We start from the raw sequence: 17,869 nt of genomic DNA on the forward strand, positions 1-17,869 counted from the left end.
GCGTTCGTGGCTACGTCACTTGCGCAGCGTCGTCATCCATCCGTGGGTGTCGGCGAAGGTACCGCGCTGGATGCCGGTCAGGGTGTCGCGCAGGGCCATCGTGATGGGGCCGGGCTCGCCGTCGGCGATGGTGAACTCGCCGTCCTTGTCCTTGACGCTGCCGACCGGCGTGATGACCGCGGCGGTACCGCACGCGAACACCTCGGTGATCTCACCGCTGCCGGCCTTCTCGCGCCACTCGTCGGTGCTGATGCGTCGCTCCTCGACCGAGAGACCGGAGTCCTCGGCGAGGGTGAGCAGCGAGTCGCGGGTGATGCCGGGGAGCAGCGAGCCGGACAGCTCCGGGGTGACCAGACGCGCGTCGGCACCGGACCCGTACACGAAGTACAGGTTCATGCCGCCCATCTCCTCGACGTACTTGCGCTCGATCGCGTCGAGCCAGACCACCTGGTCGCAGCCCTGCTCGGCAGCGTGCGCCTGCGCGACGAGCGAAGCCGCGTAGTTGCCGGCGAACTTCGCGGCGCCCGTGCCGCCCGGGGAGGCGCGCACGTACTCGCGGGAGAGCCACACGTTGACCGGCTTCACGCCGCGCGGGAAGTAGGCACCCGCCGGGGACGCGATGACGAGGAACTTGTATTCCTTCGCGGGCCGCACGCCGAGAGCCGGCTCGGTCGCGAAGGCGAAGGGACGCAGGTAGAGCGAATCCTCGCCGCCGGCGGCGGGAACCCACTCGTTGTCGACCTCGACCAACTCGGTGATCGCCTTCACGAACAGCTCCGGCGGCAGGTACGGCATCGCGAGCCGCTCCGCGGACCGGTTCATGCGCGCGGCATTGGCGGTCACGCGGAACGACGCGATGCTGCCGTCGGCCTGCCGGTAGGCCTTGAGACCCTCGAAGATCGCCTGCCCGTAGTGCAGGACCATCGCGGCCGGGTCCAGGGATATCGGGGTGTACGGCTCGACTTTCGCGTCGTGCCAACCGATCCCGCCGGTGTAAGTGATCGACACCATGTGATCGGTGAAGTACTGCCCGAAACCGGGATTCGACAGAACCTCCTGGCGCCGCTCCGCAGAGCTCGGTGAAGGATGCTGGACGCGGGCGAATTCGAGGACACCTGTCATGGAGGACAATGGTACAACCGCCTGCAGAAGCCCTATCTGGTGTGGTCCTCGACGAACGGCGGAGCCACCACTTCGGCGCGCAGCGACCGTCCGCGCACGTCCACGCTCACTTCGTCGCCCGGTTCGAGTCCGGCGGCGGTGTCGAGGAGTGCGAGGGCGATGCCGATCTTGAGGGTCGGCGAGAAGGTGCCCGAGGTGGTCCGCCCTACCTCGTCACCGTCGCGACGCACGGTCAGGTCCTGACGCAGGACGCCGCGGTCGAGCGCCCGCAGGCCCCACAGTTTCCGTGCCGGGCCCGCCTCCTTCTCGCGGACCAGCGCGTCGCGACCCCAGAACTGCGGCTTCTTCCAGCCCACGGCCCAGCCGACCCGCGCTTCGAGCGGCGAGATGTCGACGGACAGCTCGTGCCCGTGCAGCGCGTAGCCCATCTCGGTGCGCAAGGTGTCGCGGGCGCCGAGACCGGCGGCCTGACCGCCCTGTGCGCGGACGGCGTCGAGCAGCGCGCGGAAGACACCTTCGGCGTCGTCCCAGCGCGGCAGCACCTCGTAGCCCCGTTCGCCGGTGTAGCCGCTGCGGCACACGCGCACCGGAGCACCCTCGTACTCGGCGTCGGCGAAGCCCATGTAGGCGATGTCGGTGGGCAGGCCGAGCGCCTCGAGGACCTCGACGGCCTTCGGCCCCTGGACGGCGAACACCGCGTGGTCGCGATGCTGGTTCGTCACTGTGACGCCGGCCGGTGCCGCGGCGGTCAGCGCCTCGACGACCGCTGCGGTGTTGGCCGCGTTCGGAACGAGGAAGAGCTCGTCGTCGGAGACGTGGTAGACGATCAGGTCGTCGACGACACCGCCGTTCTCGGTGCAGCACAGGGTGTACTGCGCCTTGCCGGGACCGATGCGGGTGAGGTCGTTGCTGAGCGTGGTGTTCAGGAACTGGGCGGCATCCGGTCCGGCGACGAGTGCCTTGCCCAGGTGACTGACGTCGAACAGTCCCACGTTCTCGCGCACGGCCGTGTGCTCGGCGACCGTACCTGCGTAGGAGACCGGCATCTCCCAGCCGCCGAACGGAGCGAAGGTCGCACCGAGTTCGACGTGCACGGTGTGGATGGGGCCCTGCTTCAGTTCCTCGTCGCTCATGGCGTACGACGCTATCCCACCGCCACCGTGTCCGACAGCGACGCCGGGCGTCGTTGTCATTAGGGTCGATTACATCGAGGCGATTCCCCTCGCACCGAACGACGCCGCAAGAGAACGACTCGCTCGTTCCCGACCAAGCTGCAAGGAGATGCCCTGTGAGTGCACCCACTCCCGATCTTCCCGAACTCGTTCTCGCCGGTTCGGTTTCCAAACGAGCCGATGTCCTGGTGATCGGCGTGACCTCCGCCGACGGCACCCCCGAGATCCTCGCGGGCGACGCCCCGATCGACGAAGCGGTTCTCGGCGAACTGCTCGACTCCCTGGTCGCCGTGGGCGCGAAAGGCCGCGGCGAGGAGCTCACCCGCGTGCCGGCGCCTGCCTCCCTGCCCGTGGCAAGCGTGCTCGCCGTCGGTCTCGGCGACGCCGACAAGATCGACGCCGAGCAGATCCGCCGCTCCGCCGGGACCGCGGCACGCGCACTGACAGGTGTGGAGACGGTCGCGACCACACTGTCCGCCGTCGACCTCGGTGCCGCGGCGGAAGGTTTCGCGCTCGGCGCCTACACCTACACCGAGTTCCGGTCGGAGAAGTCCGCACCCAAGAAGGACGCGCAGGCGGTCGCGCGGGTGGAACTGCTCGTGCCTTCGACCCGCGACCGCGCGGCGAAGGCGGCGCTCTCCCGCTCCGTCGCGATCGCCGAGGCCGTCGCGACGGCCCGGAACTTCGTGAACACCCCGCCGAGCCACCTGTTCCCGGCCGAGTTCGCCGAGCGCGCGAAGGCACTCGGCGAGGCCGCCGGTCTGAAGGTCGAGATCCTCGACGAGAAGGTGCTCGAGAAGAAGGGCTTCGGCGGCATCGTCGGCGTCGGCAAGGGCTCGTCGCGTCCCCCGCGTCTCGTGCGCCTGTCCTACTCGTCGAAGAAGCGCAAGGCCCCGAAGGTCGCGCTCGTGGGCAAGGGCATCACCTTCGACACCGGCGGCATCTCCATCAAGCCCGCCGCCGGCATGGAGGCGATGACCTCCGACATGGCCGGCGCCGCCGCGGTCGTCGCGACCGTCGTGCTCGCCGCGAAGCTCGGTGTCGCCGCCGAAGTCACCGCGACCGTGCCGATGGCCGAGAACATGCCGTCGTCGACCGCGCAGCGTCCGGGCGACGTGCTGACCCAGTACGGTGGAACCACCGTCGAGGTCATCAACACCGACGCCGAGGGTCGCCTGATCCTCGCCGACGCCATCGTGCGCGCATGCGAGGACGATCCCGACTACCTCATCGACACCGCGACCCTCACCGGCGCACAGATGGTCGCCCTCGGCACCCGGACGCCGGGCGTCATGGGTCACGACGAGTTCCGCGACCGCGTGGCCGCGCTGTCCCAGGAGGTCGGCGAGAACGGCTGGGCGATGCCCTTCCCGAAGGAACTGCGCGGTGATCTCGAGTCCCGCGTGGCCGACCTCGCGAACGTCTCCCCCCACCGGTGGGGCGGCATGCTCACGGCCGGCATCTTCCTGAAGGAGTTCGTCGCCGAGGGTGTGCAGTGGGCGCACATCGACGTCGCCGGCCCGGCCTTCAACACCGGCGGACCGTTCGGTTACGTCGGCAAGGGCGGCACCGGCGTGCCCGTGCGCACCATGCTCGCCGTGATCGAGGACATCGCCGCCAACGGATGATCTTCCGCACCGGTCCTCTCCCCGCCTGGCCCCGCCCGGGGCGAGGGAGAGGACCGGTGTGATCGGTAACAGCGGAACCCCGGTGTGAGGTGATCCGCCCCTCCCCGAACATCACCGAAAGATAGGTGCAAGGATGGGAGGGGCCATGCCCCGCCGGTATCGGCCCGACCGAACACGTGAACCAGCAGGCACGGGGTTCCTGGCCCGCGCACAATGGTCAACGACCACACAATGGTCGGCGACCACGAGTCGGTACAACTCAACACACACGAACACAACCGTCGAGGAGTCAACAGACATGGCCTTCTCCGTCCAGATGCCAGCGCTTGGTGAGAGCGTCACCGAGGGAACTGTCACGCGATGGCTCAAGCAGGAAGGAGACACGGTCGAAGTCGACGAGCCCTTGCTCGAAGTCTCCACGGACAAGGTCGACACCGAGATCCCGTCGCCTGCAGCCGGCGTGCTGGTCAAGATCGTCGCCCAGGAGGATGACACGGTCGAGATCGGTGGCGAACTGGCGGTGATCGGTGACGCCGGTGAGGAAGCCGGCGAAGAGTCCGCACCCGCCGCCGAAAAGGCACCGGCCGAAGAGGCTCCCGCGGAGGAGCCCGCCGCGGAGTCCGCCCCCGCGCAGCCCGCATCCTCGGGTGGTAGCGGCGAGGGCACCCCGGTCACCATGCCGGCACTGGGCGAGTCGGTCACCGAAGGCACCGTCACCCGCTGGCTCAAGGCCGTCGGCGACGAGGTCGCCGTGGACGAACCGCTCCTCGAGGTCTCCACCGACAAGGTCGACACCGAAATCCCCTCCCCGGTCGCCGGCATCCTCACCGAGATCACCGCTCAGGAGGACGAGACCGTCGAGGTCGGTGGACAACTCGCCGTCATCGGCAGCGAAGCCCCGGCCCAGCAGTCCGCTCCCGCCGAGCAGTCCGCCCCGGCCGAGGAGTCGGCGCCGGCCGCCGAGCCCACCACCGAGCCGTCCGAGGAGGCCGCTCCGGCTCCGTCCGACCCCGCGCAGCCCGCATCCTCGGGTGGTAGCGGCGAGGGCACCCCGGTCACCATGCCGGCACTGGGCGAGTCGGTCACCGAAGGCACCGTCACCCGCTGGCTCAAGGCCGTCGGCGACGAGGTCGCCGTGGACGAACCGCTCCTCGAGGTCTCCACCGACAAGGTCGACACCGAGATCCCCTCCCCGGTCGCCGGCATCCTCACCGAGATCACCGCTCAGGAGGACGAGACCGTCGAGGTCGGTGGACAACTCGCCGTCATCGGCAGCGAAGCCCCGGCCCAGCAGTCCGCTCCCGCCGAGCAGTCCGCGCCGAAGCAGGAGGCTCCGAAGCAGGAGACTCCGAAGCCCGCCGAGCAGAAGCCCGCCGCACAGCAGCAGGCCCCGAAGGTCGAGCAGGCCACCCCGGCTCCCGCACCGAAGCCGGTCGGGACCGCGGCGACGACCCCGAAGCCCGCGCCTCAGGAGGAGTCCACCCCGAGCGGTGCGACCCCGTACGTCACCCCGCTCGTGCGCAAGCTCGCCTCGCAGCACGGCGTCGACCTGTCGACGGTGAAGGGCACCGGTGTCGGTGGCCGCATCCGCAAGCAGGACGTCCTCGCTGCCGCCGAGGGTGGCAAGGCAGCCGGTGGCGAGCAGCAGAAGTCGGCCGCTCCGGCGAGTCCGGCTCCGGGTGTGCGCCCCGAGCTCGCCAAGCTGCGCGGAACGACCCAGAAGATCAACCGCATCCGCCAGATCACGGCGAAGAAGACCCTCGAGTCGCTGCAGACCACCGCGCAGCTCACCCAGACCTTCGAGGTCGACGTCACCAAGATCGCCCAGCTGCGGGCCCAGGCGAAGAAGGCGTTCTCCGAGCGCGAGAGCGTCAACCTCACCTTCCTGCCGTTCTTCGCCAAGGCTGTCGTCGAGGCGCTGCGCGCGCACCCGAACGTCAACGCCTCCTTCGACGACAGCAAGAAGGAGATCACCTACCACGCGGCCGAGCACCTCGGCATCGCGGTGGACACCGAGCAGGGCCTGCTCTCCCCGGTGATCCACAACGCCGGCGACCTGTCGCTGGCCGAGCTCGCCCGCGCGATCGCCGACATCGCCGAGCGTGCCCGCAAGGGTGGTCTCAAGCCCGACGAGCTGGCCGGTGGCACCTTCACCATCACCAACATCGGTAGCCAGGGCGCGTTGTTCGACACCCCGATCCTCGTGCCGCCGCAGGCCGCGATGCTCGGAACCGGCGCCATCGTCAAGCGTCCGGTCGTGGTGATCGACGAGACCGGCAACGAGTCCATCGGCGTCCGCTCGATGTGCTACCTGCCGCTTACCTACGATCACCGCCTGATCGACGGTGCCGACGCGGGCCGCTTCCTCAAGACGATCAAGCATCGTCTCGAGGAGGGCGCGTTCGAGTCCGATCTGGGACTGTAGGTTTCCGGATCCGGACTATCCGTCCGACGACCTCCGACGGGGGCATCACCACTGCCGTGATGCCCCCCGTCGGCGTCCGCGCCACAGCGGGTGCCCTCCCCCTGCGGTGCGGCGTAGAGTTCAGGAACATGAGTGATCCCTCGTCTTCCGCCCGTTCCGATTCGGCTCCCGTCGCCGTCGCATGTCTCGGAACCCTCGGTTATCTCGAGGCCTGGGAGAGGCAGCGCGAACTCGCGAACGAGCGCGCCGACGGCATCGGCGCCGACACCCTGCTCCTGCTCGAACACCCGCCCGTCTACACGGCCGGGCGCCGCACCGAGGACGGCGACCGCCCCACCGACGGCACGCCCGTCATCGACGTCGACCGCGGCGGCAAGATCACCTGGCACGGCCCCGGGCAGCTCGTGGGCTATCCCATCGTCAAGCTCGCCGAGCCGATCGACGTCGTCGGCTACGTACGTCGCGTCGAGCAGGGCCTGATCCGCGTCTGTACCGACATGGGCCTGAACTGCGGCCGCGTGGAAGGACGCTCCGGTGTCTGGCTTCCCGCCGAGCTGCGCGACGGGCACTGGCTCCCCGAACGCAAGATCGCTGCGATCGGCATCCGGGTGCAACGTGGTGTCGCCATGCACGGCTTCGCACTCAACTGCAATTCGGCTCTCGACGCGTTCGACTCGATCGTCCCGTGCGGCATCCGCGACGCCGGAGTCGCGTCGCTCACCGGCGAACTCGGCCGGGAGGTCACCGTCGACGACGTGATCCCGGCCGTCACCGAGGCCGTCATCGCCGCTCTCGACGGCCGAATCCCCGTGACCGAGTGCGACATCGAGCGGGTCACCTTCGAGCACGCCGTCGGGGCGTCCGGAATTCCCACCACCACCCCGGAATTCACGACACACCGGTTCTGAAGGGCGGTCGCACCCGCCGGGTCCGGGCAGGACCGGCGGCGTACGATCGAGTGCGTGACTGTGGCCCCAGAAGGACGCAAGCTGCTGCGGATCGAGACCCGAAACGCGCAGACGCCGATCGAACGCAAACCCAACTGGATCAAGACCCGGGCGAAGATGGGCCCGGAGTACACCGACCTCAAGGGCCTGGTGCGACGCGAAGGTCTGCACACGGTCTGTGAGGAAGCCGGTTGTCCCAACATCTACGAGTGCTGGGAAGACCGCGAGGCGACATTCCTCATCGGTGGCGAGCAGTGCACCCGTCGCTGCGACTTCTGCCAGATCGACACCGGTAAGCCCGCCGCGCTCGACCGCGACGAGCCGCGTCGTGTCGCCGAGTCGGTCCGCTCGATGGGTCTGCGCTACTCCACGATCACCGGCGTCGCCCGCGACGATCTGCCCGACGGCGGCGCATGGCTGTATGCCGAGACGGTGAAGCAGATCCACGCGCTCAACCCGGGCACCGGCGTCGAGAACCTCATCCCCGACTTCAACGGCAAGCCCGACCTGCTGCAGGAGGTCTTCGAGTCGCGTCCCGAGGTGCTCGCGCACAACGTCGAGACCGTGCCGCGGATCTTCAAGCGCATCCGTCCGGCCTTCCGCTACGAGCGGTCGCTCGACGTGATCCGGCAGGCCCGCGACTTCGGACTGGTCACCAAGTCCAACCTCATCCTCGGCATGGGCGAGACCCCCGAGGAGGTCACCGAAGCGCTGCACGACCTGCACGACGCCGGCTGCGACATCATCACGATCACCCAGTACCTGCGGCCCTCCCCGCTCCACCATCCGGTCGAGCGCTGGGTCAAGCCGCAGGAGTTCGTCGATCACTCCGAGACCGCCCGCGAGATCGGGTTCGCCGGTGTGATGGCCGGTCCGCTGGTGCGTTCGTCGTACCGCGCCGGTCGCCTGTACGCGCAGGCGATGGCCCACCACGGACGCGAACTTCCCGCCGACCAGGCGCATCTCGCCGAGGAGGGCACGGCGTCCCAGGAAGCCGGCGCCGTTCTCGCGCGCTTCGGCAACTGACCTCCCGCCGCTCGTCGCGGCAGGTCCTCAGGCGGCCCCGGTGGTGGTAAACGTGCCACCACCGGGGCCGTATCCTTGAGTACATGGCGAAGGGCAGCAAGACCGACAAGGAAGCGAAGGCCGCGGCGAAGGCCGCACGCAAGCAGGCGTCGAAGGAGCGTCGAACCCAGCTGTGGCAGGCGTTCCAGATCCAGCGCAAGGAGGACAAGGCACTCCTGCCGTGGATGATCGGTGCCCTCGTCGGTTCGATCGTGGTGTTCTTCCTCGTCGGCCTGATCTTCGACATCCAGTGGTTCCTGCTGCCGGTCGGCATCCTCGTCGGCGTCCTGTTGGCCTTCATCATCTTCGGGCGCCGCGTGCAGAAGAGCGTGTACGCGAAGGCCGACGGTCAGGCCGGTGCGGCCGCGTGGGCGCTCGACAACCTGCAGGGCGCGTGGCGCGTGAGCCAGGCGGTCGCGGGCACCACCCAGCTCGACGCCGTGCACCGCGTCATCGGACGTCCCGGCATCATCCTCGTCGGTGAGGGCAACCCCGGTCGCGTGAAGGGCCTGATGGCCCAGGAGAAGAAGCGGGTCGCGCGTCTCGTCGGCGACACCCCGATCTACGAGTTCGTCGTCGGCAACGAGGAGGGCCAGATCCAGCTCTCCCAGCTGCAGAAGCGTCTGAACAAGCTGCCCCGCAACATCGATACCAAGCGGATGGACACCATCGAAGGTCGCCTGTCGGCGCTGAGCACGAAGAAGTCCGGGCCGGCCATGCCCAAGGGCCCGCTTCCCGCCGGCGCGAAGATGCGCAGCGTGCAGCGCACCATGCGCCGCCGCTGATCTTCCGAACTACGCCGAAGGCCGCCTCTCGTCCCGGGGACGAAGGCGGCCTTCGGTGTATGCGGAGAAGCTTGCGGGTGGTCGCGGTCAGCGCGAACGGACGACCGCGCGTCAGCGCGAACGGACGACCGCGGTGCCCGTGGCGCGATCCTGCAGGCCGCGACCGTCGATGTCGGTGACGAGCGCCGGGGCGATGAACACCAGCAGCACCTGACGTGCGAGCGCGCGCACGATGCCGACCCGCACGGGGGCGTCCACCCGCACGACCTGCAGCCCGGCGACGAACTGGCCGGGGGTGAACGAGAACAGGCTCACGCATCCCACGCCCACCACGAACCAGATGATGAGGGTGTACGACGACAGCAGCGGGCTCTCGAGCGGGTTGCCCCCGACGAGGCCGGCCGCGATCGCCATGGACATGAACCAGTCGACCGCGAGGGCGAGTACCCGGCGGACGGTGGGCACCATGGAGCCGGGGCCGTGTTCGGGGAGGCCGAGCAGTTGCCCGGGATAGTCCTGCTCCTGCTGGAGACCTTTGGGAAGCGCCGCAGCAGGCCCGGAAAGCCAACTGCCCGTCATGCGTGCCATGGCACCAGGATAAGCTCTCATGGGCGGACCAGCGTCGACCCGTGTTGGCCGCGGTGACTTATACCACCTTTTCGACCTCACAGCAGGACGAAAGCATGTGTAACACCCGCGAAACATAGGCTTGATGGACGGGCAACACCAGATCCATAACGTCTGATCCGACGCAGGCGCCCAGCACCCATGGCGCGCACCGACTGAAGGAGCACAAGCGTGGCGTTCACCACGGCCGAAGAGGTCATCAAGTACATCGCGGAAGAGAACGTCGAGTACGTCGATATCCGCTTCACGGACCTGCCCGGCATCGAACAGCACTTCTCGATCCCGGCGAAGGCGTTCAACGAGGACGTCTTCGAGGACGGCCTGGCATTCGACGGATCCTCCGTGCGGGGTTTCCAGTCCATCCACGAGTCGGACATGCTCCTGCTCCCCGATGTGACGACCGCCCGCATCGATCCCTTCCGCGCCGCCAAGACCCTGAACGTCAGCTTCTTCGTCCACGATCCGTTCACCCGTGAGTCCTACAGCCGCGACCCCCGCAACGTCGCGCGTAAGGCCGAGGAATACCTGATCAGCACCGGCATCGCCGACACCGCCTTCTTCGGTGCCGAGGCCGAGTTCTACATCTTCGACTCCGTCTCCTACGACTCGAAGATGAACGGCGCGTTCTACGAGCTCGATTCGATCTCCGGCTCGTGGAACACCGGCGCCGAGTACAACGCCGACGGCACCCCGAACCGCGGCTACAAGGTCCGCCCGAAGGGTGGCTACTTCCCCGTCGCTCCGTACGACCACTACGTCGACCTGCGCGACGAGATCTCCACCAACCTGCAGCTCGCCGGCTTCGAGCTCGAGCGCGGCCACCACGAGGTGGGCACCGGCGGCCAGGCCGAGATCAACTACAAGTTCAACACGCTGCTCTCCGCAGCCGACGACCTGCAGCTGTTCAAGTACATCGTCAAGAACACGGCGTGGAAGAACGGCAAGACCGCCACCTTCATGCCGAAGCCGCTCTTCGGCGACAACGGCTCGGGCATGCACGTGCACCAGTCGCTGTGGAAGGACGGCAAGCCGCTGTTCCACGACGAGTCCGGCTACGCGGGTCTGTCCGACCTCGCCCGCTGGTACATCGGCGGCATCCTCCACCACGCGCCGTCGCTGCTCGCCTTCACGAACCCGACGATCAACTCGTACCACCGTCTGGTGCCGGGCTACGAGGCTCCGATCAACCTCGTGTACAGCCAGCGCAACCGTTCGGCCGCCGTGCGTATCCCGATCACGGGCAACAACCCGAAGGCCAAGCGTCTCGAGTTCCGCGCTCCCGACTCCTCGGGTAACCCCTACCTGAACTTCGCGGCGCAGATGATGGCCGGCCTCGACGGCATCAAGAACAAGATCGAGCCGCTCGCTCCGGTCGACAAGGACCTCTACGAGCTCCCGCCGGAGGAGGCCAAGAACATCCCGCAGGCCCCCACCAGCCTGTCGGCCGTGATCGACAACCTCGAGCGCGACCACGAGTACCTCACCGAGGGCGGCGTCTTCACCACCGACCTCATCGAGACCTGGATCTCGCTCAAGCGCGAGCAGGAGATCGCTCCGGTCAACCTGCGTCCGCACCCCTACGAGTTCCAGCTGTACTTCGACTGCTGAGTCGAGTCCGGTAAGATAGGCCGTCCGTCCCTTCCGGGACGGGCGGCCTCTCGCCTTGTCTGCGCCCTTCCGCTCCGGCATCTCGCGCGCCGAACCGGGGTTCGCCCCTGCTGCAGCAGTAGCAAGCCCCGGTTCGGCGCGCGAGATGCGTTCGTTCGTCATCGAATCCGGCGAAATCGCGACCGGTTCCAGAAAAGTGGTCCATAGTGGGCACGTGCCCTCGACGCGGGATTTCTCCGAGCGGTTACGCGCGGCCGGTCTTCGCGTGACCCGACAGCGTCTGGCGGTGCTCGATGCGGCGCACGAGCACCCGCACGCCGATGCCGATCGCATCTTCGACGCGGTCGGCGCCGTCGTTCCCGGCATCGGTCGGCACACCGTGTACGACATCCTTCACGCACTCTCGGCACACGGCCTGCTCCGACGAATCCGGCCCGCAGGTTTCCACGCGCGGTACGAGGTGCGTGTCGGCGACAGTCATCACCACCTCGTCTGCCGGTCCTGCGCCGTGATCTCGGATGTCGACCACACCGTCGGTGACTCGCGTTGCCTGTCACCGGTGGACGACGCAGGTTTCGACGTCGACGAGGCCGACGTCGTCTTCTGGGGCCTGTGCCGCGACTGTTCGACAGACGATCCACGACAACAGCCCTGAATCGGTCCGATCGACCCTGATCCGGAAGGAAACCGCAGTGTCCGAAAGCGAAAACCCGGCAGTCCCCTCCCCCGAGCCGTCACCGCACCGGCCGAGGACCAATCAGGACTGGTGGCCGGACCAGCTGGATTTGACGGTCCTGCACCAGCATTCACCGCTGTCCAATCCGTTGGAACCCGACTTCGACTACTCGAAGGAAGTCGAATCCCTCGACGTCGAGGCGCTCCGTCAGGATCTGATCGACCTGATGACGGATTCCCAGGACTGGTGGCCGGCCGACTTCGGTCACTACGGGGGTCTGTTCATCCGTATGAGCTGGCACTCGGCCGGCACCTACCGCATCGCCGACGGTCGCGGTGGCGGCGGCAAGGGCGCGCAGCGGTTCGCTCCGCTCAACAGCTGGCCCGACAACGTCAGCCTCGACAAGGCCCGTCGTCTCCTGTGGCCGATCAAGCAGAAGTACGGCCGCAAGCTCTCCTGGGCCGACCTGCTGGTCTTCGCCGGCAACTGCGCCTACGAGTCGATGGGGTTCACGACGTTCGGCTTCGCGTTCGGCCGCGAGGACATCTGGGAGCCCGACGAGGTCTTCTGGGGCCCGGAGGACACTTGGCTCGGCGACGAACGCTACGCCGGTGAGCGCGAACTCCAGGGCCCACTGGGTGCCGTCCAGATGGGTCTGATCTACGTCAATCCCGAAGGCCCCAACGGCAACCCGGAGATCCTCGCGTCCGGACGCGACATCCGTGAGACGTTCGCCCGGATGGCGATGAACGACGTCGAGACGGCCGCGCTCATCGTCGGCGGTCACACCGTCGGCAAGACGCACGGTGCCGCTCCCGCCGACAATCTCGGTCCCGAACCCGAGGGTGCCCCGCTCGAACAGCAGGGTCTCGGCTGGAAGAACTCGTACGGCACCGGTGTCGGTGGCGACACGATCACCAGCGGTCTCGAGGTCACCTGGACGCCCACTCCGACCAAGTGGGACAACAGCTTCCTCGAGACGCTGTACGCCTACGAGTGGGAGAAGACCAAGAGCCCCGCCGGTGCGTGGCAGTGGACGCCGAAAGGCGGTGCCGGCGCGGACACCGTGCCCGACGCCCACGACCCGACGAAGAAGCACGCGCCGGGCATGCTCACCAGCGACCTCGCGCTGCGCTACGACCCCGTCTACGGCGAGATCACCCGGCGCTGGCTCGACCATCCCGAGGAACTCGAGCAGGAGTTCGCCAAGGCGTGGTTCAAGCTGCTGCACCGCGACATGGGTCCGCTCTCGCGGTACCGGGGGCCGTGGATCCCGGAACCGCAGATCTGGCAGGACCCGGTGCCGGAGGTCGACCACGAGCTGATCGACGAGAGCGACGCCGCCTCACTCAAGGCGAAGGTCCTCGACTCGGGAGCGACGATCCCGCAGCTCGTCGCCACCGCCTGGGCGTCGGCTGCGAGCTTCCGCGGCACCGACAAGCGCGGCGGTGCGAACGGCGCACGCGTGCGGCTCGAGCCGCAGAAGGACTGGGAGGCCAACGAACCCGAACAGCTCGCACAGGTGCTGCAGATCCTCGAGGGTATCCAGCAGGACTTCAACGGCTCGGGCGGCAACAAGAAGGTCTCCCTGGCGGATCTGATCGTGCTCGCCGGTAACGCCGCGGTGGAGAAGGCCACCGAGGATGCGGGACACGACATCACGGTTCCGTTCTTCCCCGGCCGCACCGATGCGACGCAGGAGTGGACCGACGTCGAGTCGTTCGAGGTGCTCGAGCCGAAGCACGACGGTTTCCGCAACTACCTGCGCGGCGGCGAGAAGCTTCCGCCCGAGAAGTTGTTCCTCGAGCGCGCCAACCTGCTGACGCTGACCGCTCCCGAGACGACGGTGCTCGTCGGCGGTCTGCGTGCGCTCGGCGCGAATCACGGCGGCAGCAAGCACGGGGTCTTCACCGACCGCCCGCAGACCCTGACGAACGACTTCTTCGTCAATCTGCTCGACATGGGGACCGAGTGGAAGGTCTCGCAGAACAGCGAGGGCGTCTACGAAGGACGCGCTCGGGGATCGGACCAGGTCAAATACACCGCGACCGCCGTCGACCTGGTCTTCGGGCACAACTCGCAGCTGCGGGCGCTCGCCGAGGTCTACGCGACCGACGATGCCGGCCCGAAGTTCGTCCGCGATTTCGTCGCGGCCTGGACGAAGGTGATGAACCTGGATCGTTTCGATCTGAAGAAGTGACCGCGCCGGCGGTCCACGACCGCGCCTGACGCACCGTCCCGGAGCCACCCCTCGTGTTCGGCGGGTGGCTCCGTCGTGTGCAGGGGGTCGTGCGCAGGTCCGCCGAGCCGAAACCGACTGGACAGCCGTACTGCACACGGGTGTACCGTGAGGACACAGCTTTGGTGATGTTCGTCACACTCGCTCGCGGGGGAGTGGATGCGACGTGGTCCGTATCCGAACGACACGTCTCCTCGGGAGGCCACCATGCGTAGATCCCTCGTTTCGGCAGCATGCGCCGCTGTCATGCTGTCCCCCGTCCCTCTATCCGTCGCACTCGCAGGCACCGCAGCGGCCCAGACCGACATCTCCGTCGTCGGCATGTCGCAGGAGCAGGCACAGCAGGTGCTCTCCGACGCGGGAGTCCCCTACATCATCCTCAACCGGTCCGGCAGCACCATGCAGAACTGCAGGGTGACCGAGCAACGCGACCGTGGCTACGACGTCGAGGTCGAGTACGACTGGGACCACGAGAACAAGGAGTGGGACAAGACCGAGGTCGAGGTCTGGCGAGGACTCGCACTCGTCGTCTTCTGCGACTGACGCTCGGCTAGTCCCAGAACACCCGCTCGACGACCGCCCGCGCACGACGCGTGACGCGCAGGTAGTGGTCGAGAAACTCCGACGCGTCCTCACCACGCCAACCCGTCACGCGGGCAACGGCTTCGAGCTGCCGTCCCGGCCCCGGGAGCTGGTCGGTCGGCTTGCCGCGGACGAGCACGAGACAGTTCCGCGCATCCGTCGCGGTGATCCATGCCGTGCGCAGGAGTTCGACGTCGGTCGCGCTGAGCAGCTCGGCGGCGCCGATGCCGCCGAGCGCCTCGAGCGTCGAGGTCGTGCGGAGCGCCGGGAGCCGGTAGGCGTGCTGGAGCTGCAGCAGCTGCACGGTCCATTCGATGTCGGCGAGACCGCCCCGTCCGAGTTTGGTGTGGGTGGCCGGGTCGGCCCCGCGCGGCAGCCGCTCGGAGTCCACGCGTGCCTTGATGCGCCGGATCTCGCGGACGGCCTCCTGCGAGACCCCACCCTCGGGATAGCGCACGTCGTCGATCATGTGCAGGAAGCGGGTGCCGAGCTCGCGGTCACCCGCGACGGCGTGTGCACGCAGCAGCGCCTGTACCTCCCACACCTCGGCCCACTGCGTGTAGTACGCCCGGTAGGACGCGAACGTCCGGACGATGGGACCGCTGCGACCTTCCGGACGCAGATCCAGATCGACCTCGAGCGGTGGGTCGGTGCTCGGCGCGCCGAGGAGTCGCCGCACCTGCTCGGCGATGCTCGTGGCCCACTTGACCGCATCGGTCTCGTCGGCGTCCGGCAGCGGGTCGCACACGAACAGCACGTCCGCGTCGGATCCGTAGCCGAGTTCGCCGCCTCCGAGCCGGCCCATCCCGATCACTGCGATACGCGCCGGCGCCGGTCCGCGGGACTGTTCCGAGCCCCGGATCACCGCGTCGAGCGCGGCTTCGAGGACACCCGCCCATACCGTGGACAACGCCCGGCACACCTGCGGCACGTCGAGCATGCCGAGGATGTCGGCGCTCGCGACGCGCGCGAGTTCGGCGCGGCGCAGCGAACGCGCGGCGGCGATGGCGCGAGCGGGGTCGGAGTAGCGCGAGGACGATGCGACGAGGGCGCGCGCCACCTCGGGCGGGTTCGCCTCGAGCAGCCGCGGCCCGGTCGACGCGTCGGCATACAGGCGGATGACCTCGGGAGACTTCACCAGCAGATCGGCGACGTAGGCCGACGAGCCGAGCACCGTCATGAGACGTTCGGCGACGGCCGGCTCGTCGCGCAGCACCCGCAGGAACCAGACCGTGTCGTAGAGCGCATCGGACAGCCGCCGGTAGGCGAGAAGACCGGCGTCGGGATCGGTTGTCTCGCCGAGATATTCGAGCAACTGCGGGAGCAGCAGTGCCTGGATGCGCGCCTTGCGGGAGGCTCCCCCGGACAACGCCGCCAGATGTTCCATCGCGTGCTGCGGGCCGTTGTACCCCAGCGCGGCGAGCTGGCGGACGGCCGCGTCGGGCGACAACCGCAGCGCTTCCTTGTCGAGCTTGCTCACCGAGTCCAGCAGCGGCCGGTAGAACAGGCGCGCGTGCAGTTTCCGGATCCGCGACGAGTTGCGCTTGATCTCCGATTCGAGCACGCCGAGGGCGTCCTTGCGCCCGTCCGGCCGCATGTGCGCGGCGCGCGCGAGCCACCGCAGGGCCTCGCGGTCCTCGGGCGGCGGCAGGGTGTGGGTCCGCTTGAGCCGCTGGAGCTGGAGCCGGTGTTCGAGCAGGCGGAGGAACTCGTAGGACGCCCGCATGTTCGCGGCGTCGTCGCGCCCGACATAACCGCCGTCGGCGAGCGCGCACAGCGCTTCGACGGTGTTGGGCACGCGCAGCGATTCGTCGACGCGACCGTGCACGAGTTGGAGCAACTGCACGGCGAACTCGACGTCGCGGAGGCTGCCGCGTCCGAGCTTGAGTTCGCGTTCGCGTAATTCCGGGGGCACCATCTCCTCGACCCGGCGGCGCATCGCCTGCACGTCGGGCACGAAGTCCTCGCGTTCGGAGGCGGTCCACACCATCGGGCTCAGGGCGTCGATGTACCGGCGGCCGAGGTCGAGGTTCCCGGTCATCGGCCGTGCCTTGAGCAGTGCCTGGAACTCCCAGGTCTTGGCCCACCGGTTGTAGTAGGCGACGTGGGATTCGAGGGTGCGGACGAGCTCGCCGCGTTTGCCCTCCGGTCGCAGCGCGGCGTCGACCTCGAAGAAGGCCGACGTGCCGATGCGCATCATCTCGCCGGCGATCCGGCTCGCGCGGGCGTCGGCGGGTTCGGCGACGAAGACGACGTCGACGTCGCTGACGTAGTTCAGCTCGCGCGCACCGCACTTGCCCATCGCGATGACGGCGAGGTCGATCGGGCACGGGCCGTCCGGGACCACCGTGGACACGGCCACCGCGAGGGCCGCGGTCAGCGCCGCGTCGGCGAGGTCGGCGAGCAACGCCCCGACCTCGAGATAGGGCAGCACCGGTTCGTTCTCGACGACCGCCGCGAGATCGGCGGCGGCGATCAGCATCAGTTGGTCGCGGTAGGTGGTGCGCAGCGCCGCGACCGCGTGCGGGCCGATGAGCCCGGCCCGGTGGATCAGCCGGCCGGGACGTCCGTCGGGCTCGGGTTCGGCGTCGACGCTGTCGAGCATCCGCGCCGTGAAGGTGTGCTTGTCGGGCAGCGCCGCGCTGCCCGCGAGCATCTTCCAGCGATCCGGGTTGGCGACGATGTGGTCGCCGAGCGCCGACGACGCCCCGAACAGCCCGAACAACCGGCCGCGCAGGCGCGTGTCGGAGCGCAGCGCCGAGTCGAGTTCGGCCCAGTCGTCACCGAGCGCGTCGGCCAGGCGCGCGAGGGTGCGCAGGGCCAGGTCGGCGTTGGGGGCACGGGACAGCGCCCACAGCAGTTCGACGCTGTCGGCGTCGTTCCATCCGAGTCGAGCGAGCTCGGCGGGGGCGGTCGGCTCGACGAGGCCGAGCCGACCGGGGCCGGGAACTACCGAACGCGCGCTGGGCGGTCTCACCACGCTTCCATCGTCG

13 protein-coding genes are annotated in these 17,869 nt (G+C 68.5%); 9 read left to right on the plus strand and 4 right to left on the minus strand.

Annotation, left to right across the window (positions count from 1 at the left end; translation table 11 throughout):
* Nucleotides 1-15: 15 nt before the first annotated feature.
* Both KXC42_RS14625 and gcvT read right to left on the minus strand, forming a co-directional pair.
* Nucleotides 16-1,122 carry a branched-chain amino acid aminotransferase gene (locus KXC42_RS14625; protein ID WP_039585171.1) on the minus strand — a complete coding sequence of 369 codons (1,107 nt, stop codon included), beginning with the start codon at nt 1,120-1,122 and terminating at the stop codon, nt 16-18.
* A gap of 32 nt (nt 1,123-1,154) precedes the next feature.
* Complete coding sequence (gcvT, locus tag KXC42_RS14630; protein ID WP_033097582.1) at nt 1,155-2,255, minus strand: glycine cleavage system aminomethyltransferase GcvT; 1,101 nt, start codon at nt 2,253-2,255, stop codon at nt 1,155-1,157.
* A 155-nt stretch (nt 2,256-2,410) separates the two neighbouring features.
* Here gcvT and KXC42_RS14635 point away from each other — a divergent pair, with 155 nt between their 5' ends.
* From KXC42_RS14635 to KXC42_RS14655, 5 genes are all read left to right on the plus strand, one after another.
* Complete coding sequence (locus KXC42_RS14635) at nt 2,411-3,922, plus strand: leucyl aminopeptidase (RefSeq protein ID WP_219129196.1); 1,512 nt, start codon at nt 2,411-2,413, stop codon at nt 3,920-3,922.
* Nucleotides 3,923-4,220: 298 nt separating this feature from the next.
* Nucleotides 4,221-6,347, plus strand: coding sequence for a 2-oxoglutarate dehydrogenase, E2 component, dihydrolipoamide succinyltransferase (gene sucB / locus KXC42_RS14640; protein WP_219129197.1), 2,127 nt, complete (start codon nt 4,221-4,223; stop codon nt 6,345-6,347).
* 128 nt (nt 6,348-6,475) lie between these two features.
* The gene (gene lipB, locus KXC42_RS14645; RefSeq protein WP_006554407.1) at nt 6,476-7,255 is read left to right on the plus strand and encodes a lipoyl(octanoyl) transferase LipB; all 780 of its coding nucleotides are present in this window, start codon (nt 6,476-6,478) and stop codon (nt 7,253-7,255) included.
* 54 nt (nt 7,256-7,309) lie between these two features.
* The gene (gene lipA / locus KXC42_RS14650; RefSeq protein ID WP_024101310.1) at nt 7,310-8,320 is read left to right on the plus strand and encodes a lipoyl synthase; all 1,011 of its coding nucleotides are present in this window, start codon (nt 7,310-7,312) and stop codon (nt 8,318-8,320) included.
* A gap of 83 nt (nt 8,321-8,403) precedes the next feature.
* Nucleotides 8,404-9,144 carry a DUF4191 domain-containing protein gene (locus tag KXC42_RS14655; RefSeq protein ID WP_033097792.1) on the plus strand — a complete coding sequence of 247 codons (741 nt, stop codon included), beginning with the start codon at nt 8,404-8,406 and terminating at the stop codon, nt 9,142-9,144.
* A 111-nt stretch (nt 9,145-9,255) separates the two neighbouring features.
* On the opposite strand, the gene KXC42_RS14660 is transcribed toward KXC42_RS14655, so the two are convergent.
* Complete coding sequence (locus KXC42_RS14660) at nt 9,256-9,732, minus strand: RDD family protein (RefSeq protein ID WP_016694972.1); 477 nt, start codon at nt 9,730-9,732, stop codon at nt 9,256-9,258.
* A gap of 210 nt (nt 9,733-9,942) precedes the next feature.
* On the opposite strand from KXC42_RS14660, the gene glnA reads away from it, so the two are divergent.
* The 4 genes from glnA (at nt 9,943) to KXC42_RS14680 (ending at nt 14,837) form a co-directional block, all read left to right on the plus strand.
* Nucleotides 9,943-11,379: a type I glutamate--ammonia ligase gene (glnA, locus tag KXC42_RS14665; protein ID WP_006554411.1), complete on the plus strand. Its 1,437-nt coding sequence runs from the start codon at nt 9,943-9,945 to the stop codon at nt 11,377-11,379.
* A gap of 214 nt (nt 11,380-11,593) precedes the next feature.
* Entirely contained in the window at nt 11,594-12,034 is a 441-nt protein-coding gene (locus tag KXC42_RS14670) for a Fur family transcriptional regulator (RefSeq protein WP_052040105.1), read from the plus strand.
* A gap of 37 nt (nt 12,035-12,071) precedes the next feature.
* Nucleotides 12,072-14,255 carry a catalase/peroxidase HPI gene (gene katG / locus KXC42_RS14675; protein WP_219129198.1) on the plus strand — a complete coding sequence of 728 codons (2,184 nt, stop codon included), beginning with the start codon at nt 12,072-12,074 and terminating at the stop codon, nt 14,253-14,255.
* 246 nt (nt 14,256-14,501) lie between these two features.
* A complete protein-coding gene (locus KXC42_RS14680) occupies nt 14,502-14,837 on the plus strand; it encodes a hypothetical protein (RefSeq protein WP_039958655.1) in 336 nt (111 codons plus the stop codon).
* A 7-nt stretch (nt 14,838-14,844) separates the two neighbouring features.
* On the opposite strand, the gene KXC42_RS14685 is transcribed toward KXC42_RS14680, so the two are convergent.
* A complete protein-coding gene (locus KXC42_RS14685) occupies nt 14,845-17,856 on the minus strand; it encodes a bifunctional [glutamine synthetase] adenylyltransferase/[glutamine synthetase]-adenylyl-L-tyrosine phosphorylase (RefSeq protein WP_219129199.1) in 3,012 nt (1,003 codons plus the stop codon).
* Nucleotides 17,857-17,869 lie beyond the last annotated feature (13 nt).

Source organism: Rhodococcus sp. LW-XY12 (assembly GCF_019317345.1).
In the GTDB taxonomy this organism is placed as follows: domain Bacteria; phylum Actinomycetota; class Actinomycetes; order Mycobacteriales; family Mycobacteriaceae; genus Rhodococcus; species Rhodococcus pyridinivorans.

What these genes read in the sequence shown, in the direction of transcription:
- sucB (WP_219129197.1), top strand. Translation starts at nt 4,221, where the DNA reads ATGGCCTTCTCCGTCCAGATGCCAGCGCTTGGTGAGAGCGTCACCGAG.
- gcvT (WP_033097582.1), bottom strand. Translation starts at nt 2,255, where the DNA reads ATGAGCGACGAGGAACTGAAGCAGGGCCCCATCCACACCGTGCACGTC.
- KXC42_RS14680 (WP_039958655.1), top strand. Translation starts at nt 14,502, where the DNA reads ATGCGTAGATCCCTCGTTTCGGCAGCATGCGCCGCTGTCATGCTGTCC.
- KXC42_RS14655 (WP_033097792.1), top strand. Translation starts at nt 8,404, where the DNA reads ATGGCGAAGGGCAGCAAGACCGACAAGGAAGCGAAGGCCGCGGCGAAG.
- KXC42_RS14625 (WP_039585171.1), bottom strand. Translation starts at nt 1,122, where the DNA reads ATGACAGGTGTCCTCGAATTCGCCCGCGTCCAGCATCCTTCACCGAGC.
- lipB (WP_006554407.1), top strand. Translation starts at nt 6,476, where the DNA reads ATGAGTGATCCCTCGTCTTCCGCCCGTTCCGATTCGGCTCCCGTCGCC.
- KXC42_RS14660 (WP_016694972.1), bottom strand. Translation starts at nt 9,732, where the DNA reads ATGGCACGCATGACGGGCAGTTGGCTTTCCGGGCCTGCTGCGGCGCTT.